The sequence below is a fragment of the Paraburkholderia hayleyella genome (assembly GCF_009455685.1).
In the GTDB taxonomy this organism is placed as follows: Bacteria; Pseudomonadota; Gammaproteobacteria; order Burkholderiales; family Burkholderiaceae; genus Paraburkholderia; species Paraburkholderia hayleyella.
The window spans coordinates 716332-738214 of sequence record NZ_QPES01000002.1 but is presented as its reverse complement, the minus strand read 5'-3'; the positions used below and the strand labels follow the sequence as shown (position 1 = coordinate 738214).

The following is a 21883-nucleotide window of genomic DNA, read 5'->3' as shown; positions in this document are numbered from 1 at the left end:
TCCAGACGTGGAGGGTTACTTGTTGTTCGAATCGTTGTAAGTACCCATGTTCTTGGTCTTGTTGGCGTTGTTGGTCGCGTCGGTCGCGTTAGTTTGAGCGCTCGAGATGTTCGCCGCGGCATTCTGGCCGGCCATTTCCCTGGTCAGGCCGGCGGTCTGGTTACGGATGGTCTGGCCGAACAGCGAGTACACCCCAATGGCCGACACGGCGATCAGCGCGACGATGATGATGTACTCGGTCATGCCTTGGCCGAATTGCTTGCGCGGGCTACTGGCATGACGGTAATGGCGAGTTTGTGAGAGTTTCATGGTGTATCTCTAAGGCGAAAGTGAAAAGTTGAGTAAAAAACGGGTGTAAGTGCAGGTTTATTGCTGTGAAAGTGAGGTACCGAATGAATTAAAAAAACAGACAGACGGTTTGCTCGCCACGGCGGAGCTTTTTACGTCTGGGCGAAGTATAGAAATACCCATGTTCCTACAGCCTAGGAAATTTCCTGATGTTAAGACGCACATTTCCTAAACATGAAGCCAGAAGTGTCGTTTAAATGTTAATGAGAAGGTATCAAAGCCTTTACTGTATTGGCTTTCACGTTACCAAAATTCAATCTTAAAATACCCGTGTCGCATGAATTTTTATTGTTGTCGCAGCACAACATATTATTTCAAGATATTGCCTGATTATTAAGTAATTGAATTGATTGAATAAAACCTATCTCGATTTTTTTAAATGAGGGGATTTTTGTTTAATCAGAAATTTCCTACAAACAAATCTCTTTGTCTGATTTTTGAGTGCCGGCCGGCCGCGTAGATTGGCGACACGTGAAAAACTTGAATTGGGCTATCTGCGCGATTGCTAGGTTTTCCGGCTGCAGCTGTCTGGCACGGCTGTGTTTCAGAAATCGGGAGCAAACTGGGTTTGCCCGTTTTTTATAGGGTTATAGAAGGATGAACAAGGTATATAAATCAGTCTGGAATGCGGCGGCGGGCACTTATATCGCCACTGCAGAGACGACCAAGAGTAGAGGCAAAAAATCCAGTACAGGTAGCCGCAGTGTGTTGTCGGCAGCGCTCGCATCGGCTGTGTTGCTGAGTGCCTCACACGCAGCGTATGCCGCGACGGCGCCTGGCGGCGGAGCGGCATCGGGCGGCCCGGCTCCCTCTGGAGCCCCGGCGGCAGCGCCGAACGCCTCTGGCGGGCCGAACGCGCAAAACAACTTCTTTTTATGCTGGTTTTTCTTTTTCTGCGGCGGTGGTGGCGGTGGTGGTTCGTCAACGACCACCAACAACTATTACGAGAGTCCTTATGTCGTTGTGAAGGGGAAGGGCGACAAGTCCGATCTTCCGACGGTAAACGGCATAACCGGGATCGCCATTGGTCCCAATGCCACTGTGACGACAGAAGGCGGGGTTGCAGGGATCGCTATTGGTGACCATGCCCAGGCAGGTGATGTGGGCCACACGGGTGCAGTTGCGCTTGGCGGATTCGCCAAGGCGGCCAGTAATCGTACGGTTGCTATTGGCCTTTCCTCAACGGCATCCACAGCTTATGCGGCAGCGTTGGGTTTTGATTCTCTGGCGACCGGTGATAGCGCAGTTGCCATGGGCGCGCTGGCAACAGCATCAGGTGGCAGTAGCGTGGCTTTGGGTTATACGGCCGGGGCGACTGGAAAAAATTCGGTGGCGCTGGGTATGGGGTCCATCGCTACAGCAAGCGATTCGGTTGCGTTGGGAACGGGTTCGATTGCTACGAGATCCGATTCCATTTCGGTAGGCAAGGCCGGTTCGGAGCGTCAGATTACCAACCTCAAGGAGGGTACGGCGGGTACCGACGCGGTTAACCTGAGTCAATTGCAGGCGGCAATTAAAGCGGCAACGGGCAAGGATGTTCCGCCGCCACCTCCTCCTCCCACTCCGTCTCCTAGCCCACTCAAGTACTTCCAGGCGCTCTCGGATTTGCCCGATGCCTCTGCCGCAGCTACGAATTCGGTTGCGATTGGCGGTAATGCAGTTGCCGGCGCGGCTGACAGCGTAGCCTTGGGCTCGAATTCGAACGCCAACCGCAAAAACACCATCTCGGTAGGTAGTGTGGGCGCTGAACGCCAGATTACCAACGTTCTTGCCGGTACAGCCGATACCGACGCGGCCAACGTTGGACAGGTGAACAAATCTATCCAGTTGGCGATCAACGGTGGACAAACGAACGTCGTGCTGTACGACTCGACGAATTTTGACCGGATCACGCTGGGTGGTGCGACAACGGCTAAAGGCCCCGTTGCCCTGACCAACGTCAAGGATGGCTCGCTTGCGGCCACCAGTTCCGATGCTGTGAATGGTGCCCAGGTAGGCAAGCTGGATCTCGATACCCGGGCCCGTGAGCAAAAAATAGCCGACGCTATGATGACTTCGACTAATGGCGTGGTCACAGCATTAGGCGGCGGTGCCGCTATGGATATGGTTAAGAAAGACGGCACAATCATCGCACCGTCATATGTTATCGGTGACAAGACCTACTCCAACGTTGGCGACGCGCTCGTCGCAGCGGCCAACGGCAGCGGTAGCGCGGCCGTTGCGAACGTCGTGAAATACGATACGACAAGCCATGACAAGGTGACGCTGGGTAGCACCACGGGCACAGGCGGCACGCGTCTCACCAACTTGCAAGACGGTATGGTGTCGGTTACGAGTTCGGATGCCATCACCGGTGGGCAGCTGTATGGCACGGCTAGAAGCGTAGCCGATGCATTGGGCGGTGGCTCGTCCGTGGGTATCGATGGCATGGTTTCCAAGCCGGCGTACACGATTGATGGCACGACCTATGGCGATATTGGCAAGGCACTCGACGCGGTCAATACTAAAGCAACGAGTGGTTCGTCCAATGGCGTGATCTATGACACGTCGAAACATGACAAGCTGACGCTGGGCGGTGCAGGTTCGACGACTCCGGTCGCGCTGTCAAACGTGGCTGACGGCACGGCGCTGAATGACGCGGTGAACCTGGGCCAGTTGAAAGCGGCTGGTTTGTCGATCGATACGTCGGGAAAGATCACGAATTCATTTGTTTCGTATGACGACACATCAAAGAACCTCATCACCCTGGGTGGTGGAGTTCTCCGCACGCGTCTCACCAACGTGCAAGACGGCAGGGTGTCGGCTACGAGTTCAGATGCCATCACCGGTGGGCAGCTGTATGGCACGGCTAAAAGTGTAGCCGATGCGCTGGGCGGTGGCTCGAGCGTGAACGCAGATGGCACGCTTGCCACGCCGTCTTACACGATTAGCGGCAAGACCTACGGCGATATTGGCAAGGCACTCGACGCGATTGGCTCGACTGTGACCAAGATTGACAATGTCAATACCAACGCGATGAAGTACATCAAGGTGGTATCGAGCGCAAGCGAGGCGACAGCCACTGGTAGTGATTCAGTCGCGGTGGGTGGTCTGGCGAGCGCGAAGGGCGATAACTCGGTGGCAATTGGTTCTGGCGCGCGTGCGATGGTGGACAGTTCGGTTGCGATCGGCAAGAACGCTCTGGCTGAAGAGGCGAATGTGTTCTCTGTGGGTGCCCGGGGCGATGAACGCCGGATTGTCAACATTGCAGACGGTACAAACGCTCATGACGCGGCGACCGTCGGTCAACTGACAGCGCTGCGCAATGATCTGACCAAGTCCAGCGGCCCAGTCAGTCGTTCGCTGGCAGCCACTGACACTGCGCCTGTCACTGATTACATCAAGGTGAGTGGCACGGTAACGGGTGGTGCAACCTACGTCAGCCCGGAAAGTTCAGATTCGATGGCTATCGGTCCGAAAGCACAGGTAAGCGCTTCTTCGGGAATCGCCGTGGGTTCCAATACCTCGGTTGGAATGAGCGGTGGCACGGCTGTTGGTACAGGCGCCAATACATCTTCTGTCAACAGTACCGCGGTTGGTAACGGTGCATCGACGGGTGCGGGCTCTGATGGCGCGGTTGCCCTTGGTTACCTCGCCAATGCCGTGGGTTCGTCTTCGCTCGCTGTCGGTAGCAATGCGACGGCAAATACCAAAGATTCAATCGCTATTGGTAATGGCTCGGTTATTGCTGTCACCGCGGGTGCGGGTGGCCTCGCGCTGGGTGGCGGGGCACGTGTCAATGTTGCCAATGCCGTTGCGATTGGTCAGGGTTCCCTTGCAGACCGTGCGAATACGGTTTCGGTGGGTAACGCAGCTTCGCAGCGTCAGATCGTTAATCTTGCCGCGGGTACCAAGGATGCCGATGCAGTGAACCTGTCGCAGTTGAACGGCCTGGTCTCGGCATTGGGCGGTGGCGCAACGATTAGCGGCACGGACGGCAAGGTCACCGCACCGAAGTACACGGTGGGCGATAAGACCTATACGGACGTCGCTTCAGCGATCGGTGCAGCCGCTAAATCCGGTAGTTTCGAGAATGGCGTGGCGTATGACAGCTCGAAGAAAGACCAGCTGACATTGGGCGGTGCAGGCTCGACGACTCCGGTCACGCTGTCAAACGTGGCTGACGGCAAGGCGACGAATGACGCGGTGAACCTGGGTCAGTTGAAAGCGGCTGGTTTGTCGGTCGATACATCGGGCAAGATCACGAATTCATTTGTTTCGTATGACGACACGTCCAAGGGAAAGATTACTCTGGGTGGTGGAGACGGCGGCACGCGTCTCACCAACGTGCAAGACGGTGTGGTGTCGGTTACGAGCTCAGATGCCATCACCGGTGGGCAGTTGTATGGCACGGCTAAAAGCGTAGCCGATGCATTGGGCGGCGGCTCGTCCGTGGGTATCGATGGCGGGGTTTCCAAGCCGGCTTACACGATTGACGGCAAGACCTACGCCGATATTGGCAAGGCCATTGATGCGGTCAGTGCTAAAGCAAGTGGTGGTTCGGTCGATGGCGTGATCTATGACACGTCGAAACATGACAAGCTGACGTTGGGCGGTGCAAGCTCGACGACCCCGGTCACGCTGTCAAACGTGGCTGACGGTAAGGCGACGAATGACGCGGTGAACCTGGGCCAGTTGAAAGCGGCTGGTTTGTCGGTCGATACATCGGGCAAGATCACGAATTCATTTGTTTCGTATGACGACACGTCCAAGGGCAAGATTACCCTGGGTGGTGGAATCGGCGGCACGCGTATCACCAACGTGCAAGACGGTGTGGTGTCGGCTACGAGTATGGATGCAATCAACGGTGAGCAGTTGTATGGCACGGCTAAAAGCGTAGCCGATGCATTGGGCGGCGGCTCGTCCGTGAGTGTGGATGGCACGGTTTCCAAACCGGCTTACACGATTGACGGCAAGACCTACGCCGATATTGGCAAGGCACTTGACGCGATTGGCTCGACCGTGACCAAGATTGATGGCGTCAATACCAACGCGATGAAGTACATCAAGGTGGTATCGAGCGCAAACGAGGCGACAGCCACCGGTAGTGATTCGGTCGCGGTGGGTGGTCTGGCGAACGCGAAGGGCGATAGCTCGGTGGCAATTGGTGCCGGTGCGCGTGCGCTGATGGATAGTTCGGTTGCGATCGGCAAGAACGCTCTGGCTGAAGAGGCGAATGTGTTCTCTGTGGGTGCCCGGGGCGATGAACGCCGGATTGTCAACATTGCAGACGGTACAAACGCTCATGACGCGGCGACCGTCGGTCAACTGACAGCGCTGCGCAATGATCTGACCAAGTCCAGCGGCCCAGTCAGTCGTTCGCTGGCAGCCACTCCGGTTGTCACTGACTACATTGCCGTGAGCACGCTGGTTGATGGTGGTGCGACGAGTGTTGCTGCCGCTGCCAAGAATTCGATGGCAATTGGACCACGCGCTTCGGCGAAAGGCTCGTCATCGATGGCTGTCGGTACTGGCGCTGTGACAAATCTGGACAACAGCACGGCTGTGGGTTCCGGCGCTACGACATCGTCTCTCAACAACACGGCGGTGGGTTACAACGCGTCAACCAGTGCCTCGGCAGAGAATGCGGTGGCTATTGGTTCTTTCGCTAATGCCAGCGCGGTTGATTCGCTGGCCTTGGGTGGCCAGGCGACAACCAATGCTGGTACCTCTATCGCAATCGGCAAGATGGCCACCACGGCGAAAACTGGGACGAATTCGGTAGCACTGGGCGCAAACGCAGTCGCAGACCGGGCGAACACGGTTTCGGTTGGCGATCTAGTGACACGTCGCCAGATTGTCAACGTGGCTGCAGGTACCGCAACAAACGACGCAGTCAACGTTGGCCAGCTCAGCAGCGCACTGGCTACGACACTCGGTGGCGGTGCCAAGATTGATGACAAGGGCGTCGTGGTTGCACCGAACTACACGGTCGGTGGCAAAACCTACACGGACGTCGGATCTGCATTGACTGCAGTGGCATCGCAGGCTTCTACGGGTTCGTCTGATGGCGTGGTGTATGACACGACAAAACATGACAAGCTGACGCTGGGCGGTGCAGGCTCGACGACTCCGGTCACGCTGTCAAACGTGGCTGACGGCAAGGCGACGAATGACGCGGTGAACCTGGGCCAGTTGAAAGCGGCTGGTTTGGCGGTCGATACGACGGGCAAGATCACGAATTCATTTGTTTCGTATGACGATACGTCCAAGGGCAAGATTACCCTGGGTGGTGGAATCGGCGGCACGCGTATCACCAACGTGCAAGACGGTGTGGTGTCGGCTACGAGTATGGATGCAATCAACGGTGAGCAGTTGTATGGCACGGCTAAAAGCGTAGCCGATGCATTGGGCGGCGGCTCAGGCGTGGGTGTCGATGGCACGGTTTCCAAGCCGGCTTACGCGGTTGACGGCAAGACCTACGCGGATATTGGCTCGGCGATCACGGCTGCGTCCAAGACGGGTGGATCTGCCAATGGCGTCAACTATGACACGAGCACGCATGACAAGCTGACGTTGGGCGGTGTGGGTTCGACGGTACCGGTTGCCTTGACGAATCTCGCTGCTGGCAGTATTGCGACCGGAAGCAAGGATGCCATTACCGGCGGGCAGTTGTTCGATACGGCTACCAGCGTGGCAGCCGCAATGGGCGGTGGCGCGAAGGTGGGTGCGGATGGCAAGCTGTCGGCACCGGGCTACGTCCTTGATGGCAAGTCATATACCGACGTCGGTACAGCGCTGAGTGCGATGAATTCCAAGGTCGGCACGGGTTCGACGGAAGGGGTGGTGTACGACACGTCGTTGCACGACAAGCTGACACTTGGCGGCACGAATGGCGCTAAACCCGTGACGTTGTCCAACGTTGCAGATGGCGTGGCGGACAAGGACGCTGTGAACTTGAGCCAACTGAAGGCCGCGGGTCTCACGGTCGACACGGCCGGCAAGGTCACCAATGCGTTCGTGAGCTATGACAATGCGTCGAAGACTACGGCAACCTTCAATGCCGGTGGCGCGCCCACCCAGTTGAAGAATGTAGCCGCGGGTGTTGATGGCACGGATGCTGTCAACTTCGCCCAGATGCAGTCGTATGTCAGCGCGAACGGTGGCGGTGCCAATTCTGTCGTGTATGACGACTCGACCAAGGGTTCGTTGACACTCGGCGGTGTGGGTGCGGCCGGTCCGGTCAGGTTGTCGAATGTCGCTGATGGTAAGGACAAGAACGATGCCGTGACCTACGGCCAGTTCTCCGACCTTCAAAGCCGGGTGAATAACCTGGCGACGACGGGTGGCACGGGCGGTACCAATAACTACATCACCATCAATGGCGGTGCGGGTCTTGTTACACCGACAGCCGATGGTACGGATGCGATCGCAATCGGTAACGGCGCGAGCGCAGCGGGTCTGTCGTCGATCGCATTGGGTGCGCGGAGCAATGCTTCTGCTGACAAGTCGATGTCACTGGGTGCTGACTCTTCGGCAACCGGAGCGAACTCAGTTGCGCTGGGCTCGGGTTCGGTCGCTGACCGGGATAACTCGGTATCGGTAGGCGCGAAGGGTGCCGAGCGTCAGATCACCAACGTGGCGGCAGGTTCTGCGCCGACCGATGCGGTCAACGTGGGTCAGATGAGCCGGGCAGTGAGCGGTGTGTACCAGTCCATGCATGACATTGACCGCAACGCGGCCAAGGGTATTGCGGCTGCATCGGCACTCAATGTCGTTACACCGTACTTGCCAGGACGCACTACGCTGAATGCAGGTGTTTCGAACTATCGTGGCCAGCAGGCGGTGGGTCTTGGCGTGTCACGCTGGAACGACAAGGGTACGATCAACTACAACCTTGGCGTTTCCAGTTCGGGCGGTAACAGCACTATCGTCCGTGCCGGTATCGGCATTGTTCTCGGCATCTAAACAAACAGCCGTCAGGCTTTGTTGAAAGGTTGAGACGATAGCTGACTGGGTCGCACGGGAAGCTTCCGTGCGACCCTCTTTCATGGAAAACATGACATGAAGTATTCATTAATTTTCATTGCGCTAGCCGCGATGATTAGCGGGTGTAGTACTACCGCCCGTGATGCACTGCAGATCCAGGATCCGACAATTTTGCATACAGGTTTGGGTGCGCCGCAAGATAGTCATGCAGGCGCACCTTCGGCCGAATGGCTGGATATGTACCGTAATGTCAGAAGCTCGCCGGTTGAAGAAGACGTGCAAAAACGTCTGGCGGCATTGGGCCCGCGTAAGGACAACTATTTCGGTTACAAGGCGCAGTGCTGGCTCAAGGCGGCTCAGGATGAACGTTCGCATCGAGATCAGTGGGGTTTTATCGAAGAAGCGGTGTACGAAGCGAACAAGCTGACGACAGCGCTCGAAACAGGCAAGGGGTTAACGGCTGATAACCCTGAACTCAGAACTTCATCGGCTGTGCGTCCTGATCTCTGGAAGCAACTGCTAGAGACGAAATCCTCGCCTGATTTTCCTGCATGTAACGATGCACAACGCTTAACCGCCTGCGCGGAAGTTGAGATGATTCGTGCCGGGCATGAAGCGTGGACGAAGGATTTCAAGTCCAGTCTGCAGATTACGAATTCGGTCGAACAAGGTATGCCGGGCATTGGTGCTTCGCTTTCGGCATGTACGCCACCACCGCCGCCGCCGGTTCTTCCCGAGAAGGTCACGTTGCGTGCCGATGCAACCTTCAGGTTTGACCGGGGCGATTTGGCGGGCATCTTGCCAGATGGCCGGGCGCAGCTTGATCAGGTTGTACAGGGCCTCAAGCAAGCGAATGACGTGACGGGTATTCGTATCGAAGGCTATACGGACCGGTTGGGTAGCGACAGCTATAACCACCGGTTGTCGTCGAAACGTGCGGAGACGGTCAAACGGTATCTGCATGCGGGTGGTGTGACTGTACCGATGACCGCGCGCGGTATGGGTAAGGCGAATCCTGTTGTGCAGTGTAACAACAAGAACCAGCATGCATTGATTGAATGTCTGGAGCCGAACCGGCGTGTGGAGTTGAACTTCTCACGTCACGATAGTCCGGTTGTGCCGGCAGAGTCGACAGGGTCGGTAATACCTGCGGCTCCACTTGTGCCAGCACAACTTGATGATCAAGATCTCACGACAATGCCGCAGCAGTAAGTTCAGAAATCAGGTGCCGGTTGGGGTTCGTATCCCTGGGTCGCGTCTTTAGGGGCGCGTCTTTAACCGGGCATCTGCTTTCTGGCACAACGTGACTAACCTGTCTGGGTTGTTCGCGTAATGCAGTAGGTGCTGTCAGGCTGGGTCTGACAGCACCTGTTCTGATGCCGTGATTTAACGTTCTGATAATGGCGGACTGGATTAATGCAATCTTGTTTTTATAAGAATTAATATCTATTCCATATGATTAAAACAGAATCAAGAAAAATATTCTGATAAATATATTTTATGGATAGAAGGGAATGAAATGCAGTTGATTACTAAAGTTTTATGGCCCTTGCGTGAGTTGTCATGTTTTGGCTTTGACTTGTCTCGTGTGAGTGCGCCGCGATGACGGAGCAAAACACGAAAAAAATCATCATTGTCGATGATCATCCGCTGATTCGCGGCGCGGTCGCTGCCGTGGTGAGAGAAGACCCCGAACTGGAATTAATTGGCGAATACAGTGATGGCGAAGAGGCGCTAAAAATGGTCCTCGCAGACAATCCGGATCTCATCATTCTGGATCTCGAATTACCCAGTCTTGATGGGCTTTCAATGATTCGCCGGATTCGCCTGGTCAATCACAAGATTCGCATTCTGATTTTGTCTGCCAAGTCGGAGCAGATTATGGCTAGCCATACGCATCTTGCGGGGGCCAATGGTTATGTAGGAAAAGGCCGGGAGATCGGCGAACTCGTGACGGCGATCAAGACCGTGCTGTTTGGTTACGACTGTTTTCCGGCCGCTCCAGTTAATCAGCCTGGTAAGGTCGCACGCCTGGAGGCTTTATCGCCACGCGAAGTGGAAGTTTTACAGTATCTCGCGCGTGGTGTGAATAACCGTGATATCGCGGTACGACTTTTTCTGAGTGAAAAGACGGTCAGTACCTATAAAACCCGGATCCAGGAAAAACTTGGCCTGGAATCGCTGGCCGGGATGATCGAATACGCGGTGCTGCACAAACTCATCGATTAAATTCACCACGAAAATGAACAAGAACATGGCGAGCCAGACTCATGTAGCGTCATCGAATGATGGGATGCGGCGCATTCTTGTGGTTGACGACAATGCGGTCAATCGTAAAGTGCTGGCGCGCCAGCTCAGCGCGCTTGGGTTTACCGCGATGCTGGCCGAGTCCGCCAGCAAGGCTCTGGAAGCATTGCAGCAAAACCACTTCGATCTTTTAATCACTGATTTACGCATGCCCGGCATTAGCGGTATTGAGCTGGCCGAGCGTGTCCGTGCGTTTTCGCACGAATCCCAGATCCGGGTGCCGATCGTCTTGCTGACGGCTGACGTAGGAATTGAGCGAGGTTATCCCGCAAGCGGCTCACCCGTCGATATGGTGCTGGTGAAGCCGGTCGATCTGGGAACACTCGGCGCGTGCCTGAAAAACCTCTTGCCCGGTGAGTTGCCCGTGGCTTCGCTTCAGACAACCCGTACCGCTGTGCTGGCATCGCAGCCAGCCCCGGCTCATGATTTATTCGACATTGGATATCTTCAGGCGCTAGTGCAACGCGGTGTGGACATGGCATTGCTGTTGCGAGACTGGCAGCGCGATGTCAGCGAGGATCTGGTGCGACTGAACGAATCGCGTCAGCGTCTGGATTTGTCGGGCGTGCATTCATCGCTCCATCGGCTAAGTGGCTCGGTGGGGCTGGTAGGGGGGCGTCTTCTGATGGCTGACCTGCAACGCGCTAGCGTCATGCCGCGTATGCCGGAAGCCCTTGAACTGGATCGCCTGGCCGGACTGGTACAAACGTTGATCGTGCAATTGACCATGGTGAGCGCCTCGTATGGAACACGATGGCAATGAACGGGCAACGTTTATCTCCCCCACGGGCTGGTACAGTACCTCGCGCTCGCATCCGGTATCAGGCACCTCCGCGAAAGCCGGAAGATACGAGCCGCCTCGATATCGCCATGGAAGAAGCCGAGGCATATCTTCGTAGGCCCATCGCACGTCAGCAGGCGTCCCGCGCCAACCATGTGGTGGCTGGGCTCATCGGAGTGGCCGGCCTGTTGATACTCGCCTGGCTGATCAAGCTGGACGTGGCGGATCACGCGAAAAAAAGCGCGCCAGGCCCGGCACCTGTGCTGGTGGCATCGCAGGCGGCGATACCGCCTGTGTCGCCGCCTATGTCACCTGCGCCACCTGCGTCACTTACGCCGCTGCTAGCGCCATCCACGGTACACAAGACGCCCTCTTTGACTGCGATAACGCCTGCTGGACAGAGGCAGACGCAGACGCAGCAGCAGACATTGAAGAAGCCGGCCGCAAACTCACGAAACGCGCCGCAGGTGACACGCCAAACGCAAACGGTGGGCAACGTAACACGCCATGAAGTGATTCCCCCGGCGATAACGCCGGATGCGTCGACGCGTGAACGTCTGAACCGCGAAGCAGAATGGCGTGAATGGATGGCTCAGGAGCAGAAACAGCGGCAAAGACAGACAGCCAGGCGGACGATACCCCTCCCGCCTCCCGCTGCAAACGACGGCCTTTGGGGCACGTATAGGCAACAGCGCAGGGTGACAGAGAGCCCGGATACCTTTGGACGTCCCTGAAGCGGTGTAAGGACATACTGCACATACTGGCCAGGCCAAAAAACGGGCAAAAAAAATCCAGCTACGGGCGCCGTGCCGTCCAGCCGTTTAGCTGAACGTGAACGGCATGGCGCCCGTAGCTGGGTTTAAACACGCAGCCAGCTCATTCAGACTAGCTGCGTGGAGGCAACCATCACGCTTAAGCGGCGAGCAGCGAGCGCAACACAAACGGCAAGATGCCGCCGTGCTTGTAGTAATCGACTTCGATTGGCGTGTCGATACGCAGCAAGACCTGGACGCGCTGGGTCTTGCCATCCTTGCGATGAATCACCAGCGTCACTTCCTGCTGTGGCTTGAAATCATTGCCGAGGCCTTCGATATCGTAGGTTTCCTCGCCGGTGATGTTCAGCGACTGCACGCTATCCGATCCCTTGAACTGCAACGGCAACACACCCATGCCCACCAGGTTGGAGCGGTGAATCCGCTCGAAGCTGCGTGCCACCACCGCCTTCACACCCAGCAACTGCGTGCCTTTGGCCGCCCAGTCACGCGACGAGCCCGTGCCGTATTCTTCGCCCGCGAAGACGATGGTCGGCGTGCCGGCTGCGACGTATTTCATCGCGGCGTCGTAAATGGACAGTTGTTCGCCGTCTGGCTGGTGTAGCGTCAGCCCGCCTTCCACCCGTGAGCCGTCTGCCTTGAGCGGGATCATCAGATTCTTGATCCGCACGTTGGCGAAGGTTCCGCGCATCATGACGTCGTGGTTGCCGCGCCGCGAGCCGTAGCTGTTGAAATCGGCTTTTTGCACGCCATTGGCCTTGAGCCATTTGCCGGCCGGCGAGTCTTCCTTGATCGAGCCAGCCGGGCTGATGTGATCGGTGGTCACGGAATCGCCAAAGATGCCCAGCGCCCGCGCGCCGGTCACCGCGGCGATGCTGTCAGCCGGTTGCATCGAAAAGTTTTTGCCAAAGAAGGGGGGCTCGGCGATGTAGGTCGATTTGGGCCAGTCGTAGACCTGACCTTCCTCGCCTTCGATCTTGCTCCACAGGTCGCCTTTTTTCGTCAGGTGCGCGTAGTTCTTGCGGAACGCGTCGGCATCCAGGGCGAACTTGAGCAGCGCGTTGACTTCGTCGCTGGTCGGCCAGATATCGCCAAGGAAAATGTCCCGGCCGCCCTTGCCCTTGCCGACGGGCTCGGTCATCAGGTCGCGCGTGATATTGCCCGCGATGGCATAAGCCACCACCAGCGGCGGCGAAGCGAGGAAGTTGGCGCGGATGTTCGGGTGAATCCGCGCTTCGAAATTGCGGTTACCCGACAGCACGGCCGCCGCGACGATATCGTTCTTGACGATGGCCTCGTTCAGCTCGGGGGTGAGGTCGCCCGCGTTACCGATACAGGTGGTGCAGCCATACGCCGCGAGCGTGAAGCCCAGCTTGTCCAGATACGGCAACAAGCCCGTCTTGGTCAGATATTCGGTGACGATGCGCGAGCCCGGTGCGAGCGAGGTTTTGATGTGTGGCGCGACGCTCAGGCCCGCTTCGACAGCCTTCTTTGCCAGCAGCCCCGCCGCGAGCAGCACGCTCGGGTTCGAGGTGTTGGTGCAGGAAGTGATGGCGGCGATCAGCACGTCGCCATTTTTTACGTTAACGCCATCGGACGTGGTGTATTGCGCATCGAGATCGGCGGCTTTTTTAGCAAAGCCGTTTTCGCCCACGGGCTTCGAAAACAGTTCGCTGAAAGTGGCTTTGACGTGGCCGATTTCGATCCGGTCCTGAGGCCGCTTCGGACCCGCCAGCGATGGCGTGACCGAACCGAGGTCGAGCGTGACGATGTTCGTGTAATCGATGTCGCCTGCCTTGGGAATGCCAAACAGTTTTTGTGCCTTGAAATAGCGCTCGAAGGCGGCGATCTCCGCGTCGGTACGGCCTGTGCCTTTGAAGTAATCGATGGTTTTTTCGTCGACCGGGAAAAAGCCCATCGTCGCACCGTATTCCGGCGCCATGTTGCCGATGGTCGCGCGGTCCGGCAGCGACAGCGATTTCGTCCCCTCGCCGAAGAACTCGACGAACTTGCCCACCACCTTTTCCTTGCGCAGCAGCTCGGTCACGGTCAGCACCAGATCGGTGGCGGTCACGCCTTCGCGCAAGCGGCCCTTCAGTTCAACCCCCACCACGTCCGGCGTGAGGAAATACACCGGCTGGCCCAGCATGCCTGCTTCGGCTTCGATCCCGCCCACACCCCAGCCCACCACGCCAATGCCGTTGATCATCGTCGTATGGCTATCGGTACCGACCAGCGTATCCGGGTAGTACACGGTATCGTTGCCGTCGGTTTTCCGATGCACGCCGCGCGCCAGATATTCGAGGTTCACCTGGTGCACGATGCCCACGCCCGGCGGCACGACCTTGAAGGTGTCGAACGCCTGCATGCCCCACTTCATGAACTGATAGCGCTCGTTATTGCGCTGGAATTCCAGCTTCATGTTCAGATCGAGCGCGTCCTTGCGGCGGAAATAGTCGATTTGCACCGAGTGATCAACCACCAGATCGACCGGCACGAGCGGCTCGATCGATTTCGGGTTTTTGCCCGCGCGCTGAGCCACGCCACGCATCGCGGCGATATCGGCGAGGAGCGGTACACCGGTGAAATCTTGCAGCACGACACGCGACACGACAAATGGGATTTCATCCACGCGTGCGGCGTTCGGTTTCCAGTTGGCCAACTGTGTGATGTGCTCTTCAGTGATCTTTTTGCCATCGTAATTGCGCAGCACCGATTCGAGCACGATGCGAATCGACACCGGCAGACGCTCGATCTGGATGTTCAGCGCCCGGCCAAGCTGTGGCAGCGAATAGAACTTGCCGGCGCCAGAGCCGCTATCGAATTCCTTGAGTGTTTTGTGGAGATTGTGGGCCATGAGGTTTTCCCTTTTCTTGAACGCTGAGTCGTGGAGATGACGTTGCTTTAAGTTTTTACGCTAGATCACGTATAGATCGACATATTCGTGAACCGGCATGGCTTCGAGCCGGGCCTGATCCAGCGAGACGGCGAGGATTGCCTGTTGCTGCTTCGACGGAAAACGGCGCGCGAGATTGGTGCGGAACTTCTCGACCAGTAACGGGATACCGTCGCTGCGGCGGCGCTTGTGGCCGATGGGGTATTCGACCACGACTTCGTCGAACGTGGTGCCATCATTGAATTCGACCGTCAGCGCATTGGCGATCGAACGTTTTTCGGGGTCGTGATAGTCGCGTGTGAACTGCGGGTCTTCGACGCATTCGATCTTCTCGCGCAGCGCGTCGATACGCGGGTCTTGCGCGATGGCCTCTTCGTAATCGGCAGCGGTTAAACGGCCGTGAATCAGCGGCACGGCAACCATGTACTGGATGCAATGATCGCGGTCCGCCGGGTTATTCAGCGGGCCTTTTTTATCGATGATACGAATGGCGGCTTCGTGCGTGCGGATCGTGATCTTGCGGATGTCCGCCACCGATTTGCCTGCCGCCTGCAGTGCCTGATGCAGCGTCATGGCCGCTTCGACGGCGGTTTGCGAATGGAATTCAGCAGGAAACGAAATCTTGAACAGCACGTTTTCCATCACATAAGTGCCATACGGGCGTTGAAACGCGAACGGCTTGCCCTTGAACAGCACATCGTAGAAGCCCCAGGTTTTGGCGCTCAGCACCGATGGATAACCCATCTCGCCGGTTTTGGCGATGAGCGCGAGACGCACCGCGCGCGAGGTCGCGTCGCCCGCGGCCCAGGATTTGCGCGAACCGGTGTTGGGCGCGTGGCGGTAGGTGCGCAGCGCATGACCGTCGACAAAGGCCAGCGACACCGCATTGATCAGCTCGTCGCGCGTGAGGCCCAGCATCTGGCCGACCACGGCCGTGGAGGCCAGCTTGACCAGCAGCACGTGATCCAGCCCAACCTTGTTGAAGGAGTTTTCAAGCGCGATGCAGCCTTGAATTTCGTGCGCCTTGACCATGCCGACCAGCACGTCCTTCATGGTCAGCGGCGCTTTGCCTGCCGCGACGGCCGTGCGCGACAGCCAGTCGGCGGTGGCGAGAATGCCGCCGAGATTGTCCGACGGGTGGCCCCATTCAGCGGCCAGCCAGGTATCGTTGAAATCCAGCCAGCGGATCATCGCGCCAATGTTGAAGGCCGCCTGCACAGGGTCAAGCTGAAACGACGTGCCGGGCACCTTCGCGCCGTGCGGCACGATCGTGCCCGGCACGATCGGCCCAAGCAGCTTGGTGCAGGCCGGATAGGTGAGGGCCTCGAGTCCGCAGCCAAGCGTATCGATCAGACAGTTGCGCGCGGTTTCGAGTGCGAGCGTGCTGTCTACTGAATAATGCAGGACGTAATCGACGATATCGGCCAGGACGGAGTCAGGTTCAGGCCGGACATTGGAGATAGGTGCGGACATCGAGGCTTCCTGAAAAAGAAAAACGATGAAATCAGTTGCTGTTTTTATCGATCGCGTTCGATTGCGTCGGTGCCGGTGCGCCTTGCCGCATGGCGAGTGTCTGGCATTCGTCGGCGAGACGGGCGCTGTCTTTATCCGAGAACAGCATCGCCTTGGTTGGGATCACGACGAGGTCCATGCCGCTCGCCAGATCGTGGAACCGGTCGGCGCCGGTGGTCGTGCTCTGGCGTGGCAGATGATAGTTCTTGTTGCCCCAGTGGACCGTGACGATCTGGTCGCGTTTCATGTCGCCTTTGAGCTCGAAGGCCAGCCCTTCCTTGCAGGACCATTTTTCCGAGCCTTCCAGCACCGGATCGACTATCGCGGCCTTGGCGGGATCGACCTTGCGCTTGATGAGCCGTTTTCTGGGCGCTGGTGCCTTGGGCGTGGCTTTTTTCGCCGTGGCTTTAGCCGGCGCATGGGTTGTGCCCTGGGCGAAGGCGCCGGGCATGGCGATGAGCATCGTGGCGGACAGCGTCCCCGCCAAGGCGGCAACTAGCAGTTTTTTCATGAAAAGACCTTTCGTTAATCGTTCAATCGTTGAGAGACGGAAGTGGCGTGCCAGACAGCCATGAAAAATAAGCGGGCCGCTTGCTCGAGGCAGGCGGCGGGCGCTATTTTCGCTTATTTAATGGCACGAACTTTAAATTTTCCGGGCCCGTGTAATGCGCGGCTGGACGAATGATCTTGTTATCGATGCGCTGTTCGATGACATGGGCGCTCCAGCCTGCTGTCCGCGCGATCACGAAGAGCGGCGTGAACATGGCGGTCGGCACGCCCATCTGGTGATAGGACACCGCGCTGAACCAGTCGAGATTGGGAAACATTTTTTTGGCGTCCCACATCACCTGTTCGAGGCGTTCGGCGATGTCGAAGAGTTTCGGGTTACCGGCTTCTTGTGAGAGCGTGCGGGCCACTTCCTTGATGACCTTGTTGCGCGGATCGGCAATCGTATACACCGGATGGCCGAAACCGATCACGACTTCCTTGTTCTGCACACGCTGGCGGATATCGGCTTCGGCCTCATCGGGCGTGGTGTAGCGCGACTGGATCTCGAAGGCGACTTCGTTGGCACCGCCATGCTTGGGGCCACGCAGTGCGCCGATGGCGCCGGTGATGGCCGAATACATGTCGGCGCCCGTGCCGGCGATGACACGGCCCGTAAAAGTGGACGCGTTGAATTCGTGTTCGGCGTACAGGTTGAGCGAGGTATGCATCGCCTTGACCCAGGACGCGCTGGGCGCTGTGCCATGCAGCAGATGCAGGAAGTGGCCGCCGGTTGAATCGTCGTCGGTTTCGACCTCGATGCGCCGGCCATTGTGCGAATAGTGATACCAGTACAGCAGCATCGAGCCGAGCGAGGCGATCAGCCGGTCTGCGATATCACGCGCGCCGGACAGGTTGTGATCGTCTTTTTCGGGCAGCACGGTGCCGAGCACGGAGACACCCGTGCGCATCACGTCCATGGGGTGAGCGGAGGCGGGAAGCCATTCGAGCGCGGCTTTCAGATTGGCGGGCAAGCCGCGCCAGGCTTTGAGCCGCGCTTTATAGGCATGCAGCTCCGCTGCCGTGGGCAGTTTTTCGTGAATCAGCAAATAAGCGATTTCTTCGAATTCGCAGGCGCCGGCGATATCGAGAATGTCATAGCCGCGATAGTGCAGATCGTTGCCGGTTCTGCCGACAGTGCAAAGCGCGGTATTGCCTGCCGTCACGCCCGAGAGCGCGACCGATTTCTTCGGCTTGAAGCCGCCGCTATCGCTGGTGCCGCTCGTGTTCTCCGAGCCTGCTACGGTTTGTGCTGAACCCTTCGAACCCTTTGAATCACTCATTTGCGTTCATCTCCTGTCGTTGCCACGGACGTTTTTGGGTTGTACAGCGCATCGAGCTTTTGCTCGTAGGCGTGATAGCCAATGCTGTCATATAGTTCGGCGCGCGTTTGCATCGTCGCCACGACCGCCTGCTGCGTGCCATCGCGGCGGATCGCGTGATAGACGTTTTCGGCGGCGCGGTTCATCGCGCGAAACGCCGAGAGCGGATAGAGCACCAGCGAGACCTCCGCGCTGCGCAATTCATCGACGGTAAAGAGCGGCGTCGAGCCGAATTCGGTGATATTGGCCAGCACCGGCGCACGGACCGCCTGGGCGAACTGGCGGTACATCCCGAGCTCGGTCATGGCTTCAGGAAACACCATGTCCGCACCCGCTTCGACACAGGCTACGGCGCGCTCGATCGCGGCTTGCAGGCCTTCGACCGCGAGCGCATCGGTGCGCGCCATGATGACGAAATCAGGGTCGGTGCGTGCATCGACGGCGGCCTTGATACGGTCGACCATTTCCCCTGGCGAGACGATCGCTTTGCCTGGCCGGTGGCCGCAACGTTTGGCGCCGATCTGGTCTTCGATATGCATCGCGCCCGCGCCGGCTTTGATCAGTGCCTTGACGGTGCGCGCGATATTGAACGCCGAAGGCCCAAAGCCTGTATCGACATCGACGAGCAGCGGCAGATCGCAGACATCGGTGATACGGCGCACATCGGTGAGCACATCGTCCAGCGTCGAAATGCCGAGGTCCGGCAAGCCGAGCGAGCCCGCGGCGACGCCGCCGCCCGATACATAGAGGGCCTTGAAGCCGGCGCGCTGCGCCAGCAGGGCGTGGTTGGCGTTGATGGTGCCGACGACCTGCAACGGGGTCTCGGCAGCGACGGCGGCGCGAAACGCTGCGCCGGCGGAAGACGGCTTCATCGTGCTCATGATGTCGATGGCTCGCTCAGGTTGACCGTGGTGAAGAACGGCGTGGTTGCGTCTGGCAGGGGGCGGCCTGCGGCTTGTGCGCGGCGCAGCACCGACCAGTAATAGCGATAGCTGGCGCGGTCGTGCAGGATGTCGCCGTGGCGTATCGGGCCCCACTGGGCAGCTTGCGCGGCCAGCAGGATGTCGGCGGCGAGGGTGATTTCCGTGTCGCGCGGCGCGAAGGCGGCAACGATGATGGGCACTTGCGCAGGATGGATGCTCCACATCCGCGTATAGCCGAAGGCGTCACGGGCGTGCTCGGCATCGCGGGCCACGACGTCCATGTCGCGCACTTCGGTGGTGACGTTGTGCGACGGGGTTTTGCCATGGGCGTGACAGGCGGCGGCGAGGTTGAGCTTGGCACGCGCTACCAGCGGATGCTCGAACTGGCCCGGCGAGCGCATCGCGCTAGCGGGAATCGCGCCGTGATGCGCCGAGACGAAATCCATCAGGCCGAAGCTCAGGGCTTCGACACCAGGCAGCGCCGCAAGCTCGAATACCTGCGCCAGCGCGCCATGCGTTTCGATCAGCAACTGCACGGGGATGGGGCGCGCGATACCCAGTTCGCGCCGCGTGCCTTCGATGAAGGCGCACATTTCAGCCGCATCGGGCACGCTGGCGATCTTGGGCAGCGTGATGTATGCCGGAGGGCGCCTGGCCGCGCGCAAGATGAGGCGCACATCGTCGCGCCAGTGCGGGTGGGCGAAATCGTGAATGCGCACGCCGATGCGGCCCCTGGCGCGGGCGTTGGCGCTTGCGTGGTTGCCGTGATCTTCTGCGCCGGACCCGCCGTCTAGCAATGACGCGACCAGTTCGGCATGCCGGGCTTCATGGCCCGCCTGCGCGCCATCTTCGCAATCGAGCGTGACGTCGAAGGCCGCGCCGAGCTGCTGCTGCAACGCGAGCGATTTCAGCATCAGCTTCTCGCTGCCGGCGTAGTGATCGCAGGCAGGCAGGAGAGCGGGCGGCGCTTCGCCGTCAAACAGCACTTCGGCGGGTGTGAGAGCGCGCATCTTCGGCGTCAGGGATGGGGAGTGGAGAAATCTGATTCGAATGGGTTTGGCGTCGCTTGAGCCCGATGGCATGGAGCGGCTGGATCAGCGCGGAAACCCGCATAAAACCGGTCGTGGGGCAAAACGCATTCGGATCAGTGGCAACAAGGTGTGCGAGGGCTATATGGGGCACGGCTTATTTGCTGCCGTGCCCGACCGCCTGGCCGTCTGGTAAACACCATGGCGGGAAAGCCGGAGAACCGCTTGCCCGCCAGGCGTCAAGCCGTTAGCCCAGCAGATGCTGGACGCCGTCGCGCTCTTCAAGCAATTCGTTCAGCGTGTGGTCCATCTTCTCGCGCGAGAAAGCGTCGATTTCCAGCCCTTCGACGCGCTTGTATTCGCCGTTTTCGCAGGTGACCGGCACGCCGTACACGATATCAGCCGGAATGCCATACGAGCCATCTGACGGAATGCCCATCGTGACCCATTTGCCATTCGAGCCTAGCACCCAGTCATGAACGTGATCGATGGCCGCATTGGCGGCGGAGGCCGCTGAGGACAGGCCGCGCGCTTCAATAATGGCGGCGCCGCGTTTGCCGACGGTCGGGATGAACGTGTTGCGGTTCCATTCGTCGTCGTTGATGAGCTGCGTGAGCGATTGGCCTTCGACGGTGGCGACGCGGAAGTCGGGATACATGGTCGGCGAGTGGTTGCCCCAGACCGCGAGTTTTTCGATGGACGCGACCGGCTTGCCGGATTTGGCGGCCAGTTGCGACAGCGCGCGGTTGTGATCGAGGCGCAGCATCGCGGTGAAGTTTTTCTTGGGTAGATCGGGCGCGGACTTCATGGCGATGTAGGCATTGGTGTTGGCCGGGTTGCCGACAACCAGCACCTTGACGTCACGGCTGGCGACGGCGTTAAGCGCCTTGCCCTGAACCGTGAAAATTTCGGCGTTGGCCGACAGCAGATCTTTGCGCTCCATGCCTTTCGAGCGGGGACGGGCGCCCACCAGCAGGGCCACGTCGGCATCCTTGAAGGCAACCTTGGGATCGTCGGTGACAACAACGCCGGCGAGCAGCGGAAATGCGCAGTCTTCAAGCTCCATCACGACGCCTTTGACAGCGGCCTGCGCTTGCGGCAAGTCGAGCAACTGCAAGATGACCGGCTGGTCTTTGCCGAGCATGTCGCCGTTGGCGATACGAAACAGGAGCGAGTAACCGATTTGACCTGCGGCGCCAGTGACGGCAACGCGCTTTGCGGGCTTAGCCATTGAGAAATCTCCGAAACGATACGTGGGACGCTAGGAAAAACGCCATTCTATATGCGCGTTACGCGTAGCGTTGATGAAACACGACAGAACCTGCCGCATGCGGCGCCCGGACAAACCAGCTGGGGCGGGCAAGACTGCCATGAAGTAAGCGGGACAAATAAGCGGGGCGAGCGGGGCGAATGTGGGCGTGCTGCTTGTGCACCCATGCATGGCATGGGCTGCAATGTGGGGCTGGAGCAAAACAGGAG

The 21883-nt window shown here is 58.6% G+C and carries 12 protein-coding genes; 4 read left to right on the top strand and 8 right to left on the bottom strand.

What is annotated here, in order from left to right:
- Positions 1-15 precede the first annotated feature (15 nt).
- Positions 16-309 (bottom strand): Flp family type IVb pilin, encoded by a 294-nt coding sequence (locus GH657_RS17545; RefSeq protein ID WP_153102290.1) that lies wholly within the window; start codon positions 307-309, stop codon positions 16-18.
- A gap of 636 nt (positions 310-945) precedes the next feature.
- Between GH657_RS17545 and GH657_RS17540 the strand changes: the two genes are divergently transcribed.
- The 4 genes from GH657_RS17540 to GH657_RS17525 all read left to right on the top strand — a co-directional run bounded on the left by GH657_RS17540 (position 946) and on the right by GH657_RS17525 (position 11386).
- The gene (locus GH657_RS17540; RefSeq protein ID WP_153102289.1) at positions 946-8295 is read left to right on the top strand and encodes an ESPR-type extended signal peptide-containing protein; all 7350 of its coding nucleotides are present in this window, start codon (positions 946-948) and stop codon (positions 8293-8295) included.
- Positions 8296-8391: 96 nt separating this feature from the next.
- Positions 8392-9528 carry an OmpA family protein gene (locus tag GH657_RS17535; RefSeq protein WP_153102288.1) on the top strand — a complete coding sequence of 379 codons (1137 nt, stop codon included), beginning with the start codon at positions 8392-8394 and terminating at the stop codon, positions 9526-9528.
- Positions 9529-9918: 390 nt separating this feature from the next.
- Positions 9919-10545 (top strand): response regulator transcription factor, encoded by a 627-nt coding sequence (locus GH657_RS17530; RefSeq protein ID WP_153102287.1) that lies wholly within the window; start codon positions 9919-9921, stop codon positions 10543-10545.
- A gap of 25 nt (positions 10546-10570) precedes the next feature.
- On the top strand, positions 10571-11386 hold the full coding sequence (locus tag GH657_RS17525) for a response regulator (protein ID WP_174770018.1): 816 nt from the start codon (positions 10571-10573) through the stop codon (positions 11384-11386).
- A gap of 930 nt (positions 11387-12316) precedes the next feature.
- Here GH657_RS17525 and acnA read toward each other — a convergent pair.
- The 7 genes from acnA to GH657_RS17490 form a co-directional block, all read right to left on the bottom strand.
- Positions 12317-15034, bottom strand: a complete 2718-nt coding sequence (acnA, locus tag GH657_RS17520) for an aconitate hydratase AcnA (protein ID WP_153102285.1) — start codon at positions 15032-15034, stop codon at positions 12317-12319.
- A 60-nt stretch (positions 15035-15094) separates the two neighbouring features.
- On the bottom strand, positions 15095-16546 hold the full coding sequence (locus GH657_RS17515; protein WP_153102284.1) for a bifunctional 2-methylcitrate dehydratase/aconitate hydratase: 1452 nt from the start codon (positions 16544-16546) through the stop codon (positions 15095-15097).
- Between the two features lie 31 nt (positions 16547-16577).
- A complete protein-coding gene (locus GH657_RS17510; protein WP_153102283.1) occupies positions 16578-17096 on the bottom strand; it encodes a hypothetical protein in 519 nt (172 codons plus the stop codon).
- A 103-nt stretch (positions 17097-17199) separates the two neighbouring features.
- On the bottom strand, positions 17200-18414 hold the full coding sequence (gene prpC / locus GH657_RS17505; RefSeq protein ID WP_153102282.1) for a bifunctional 2-methylcitrate synthase/citrate synthase: 1215 nt from the start codon (positions 18412-18414) through the stop codon (positions 17200-17202).
- Positions 18411-19325, bottom strand: a complete 915-nt coding sequence (gene prpB / locus GH657_RS17500) for a methylisocitrate lyase (protein ID WP_153102449.1) — start codon at positions 19323-19325, stop codon at positions 18411-18413. The genes prpC and prpB overlap by 4 nt, the downstream gene beginning before the upstream one ends.
- Before the next feature lie 5 nt (positions 19326-19330).
- The gene (locus tag GH657_RS17495) at positions 19331-20386 is read right to left on the bottom strand and encodes an HpcH/HpaI aldolase/citrate lyase family protein (protein WP_153102281.1); all 1056 of its coding nucleotides are present in this window, start codon (positions 20384-20386) and stop codon (positions 19331-19333) included.
- A 265-nt stretch (positions 20387-20651) separates the two neighbouring features.
- Positions 20652-21635 carry a malate dehydrogenase gene (locus GH657_RS17490; RefSeq protein WP_153102280.1) on the bottom strand — a complete coding sequence of 328 codons (984 nt, stop codon included), beginning with the start codon at positions 21633-21635 and terminating at the stop codon, positions 20652-20654.
- Positions 21636-21883: the final 248 nt, after the last annotated feature.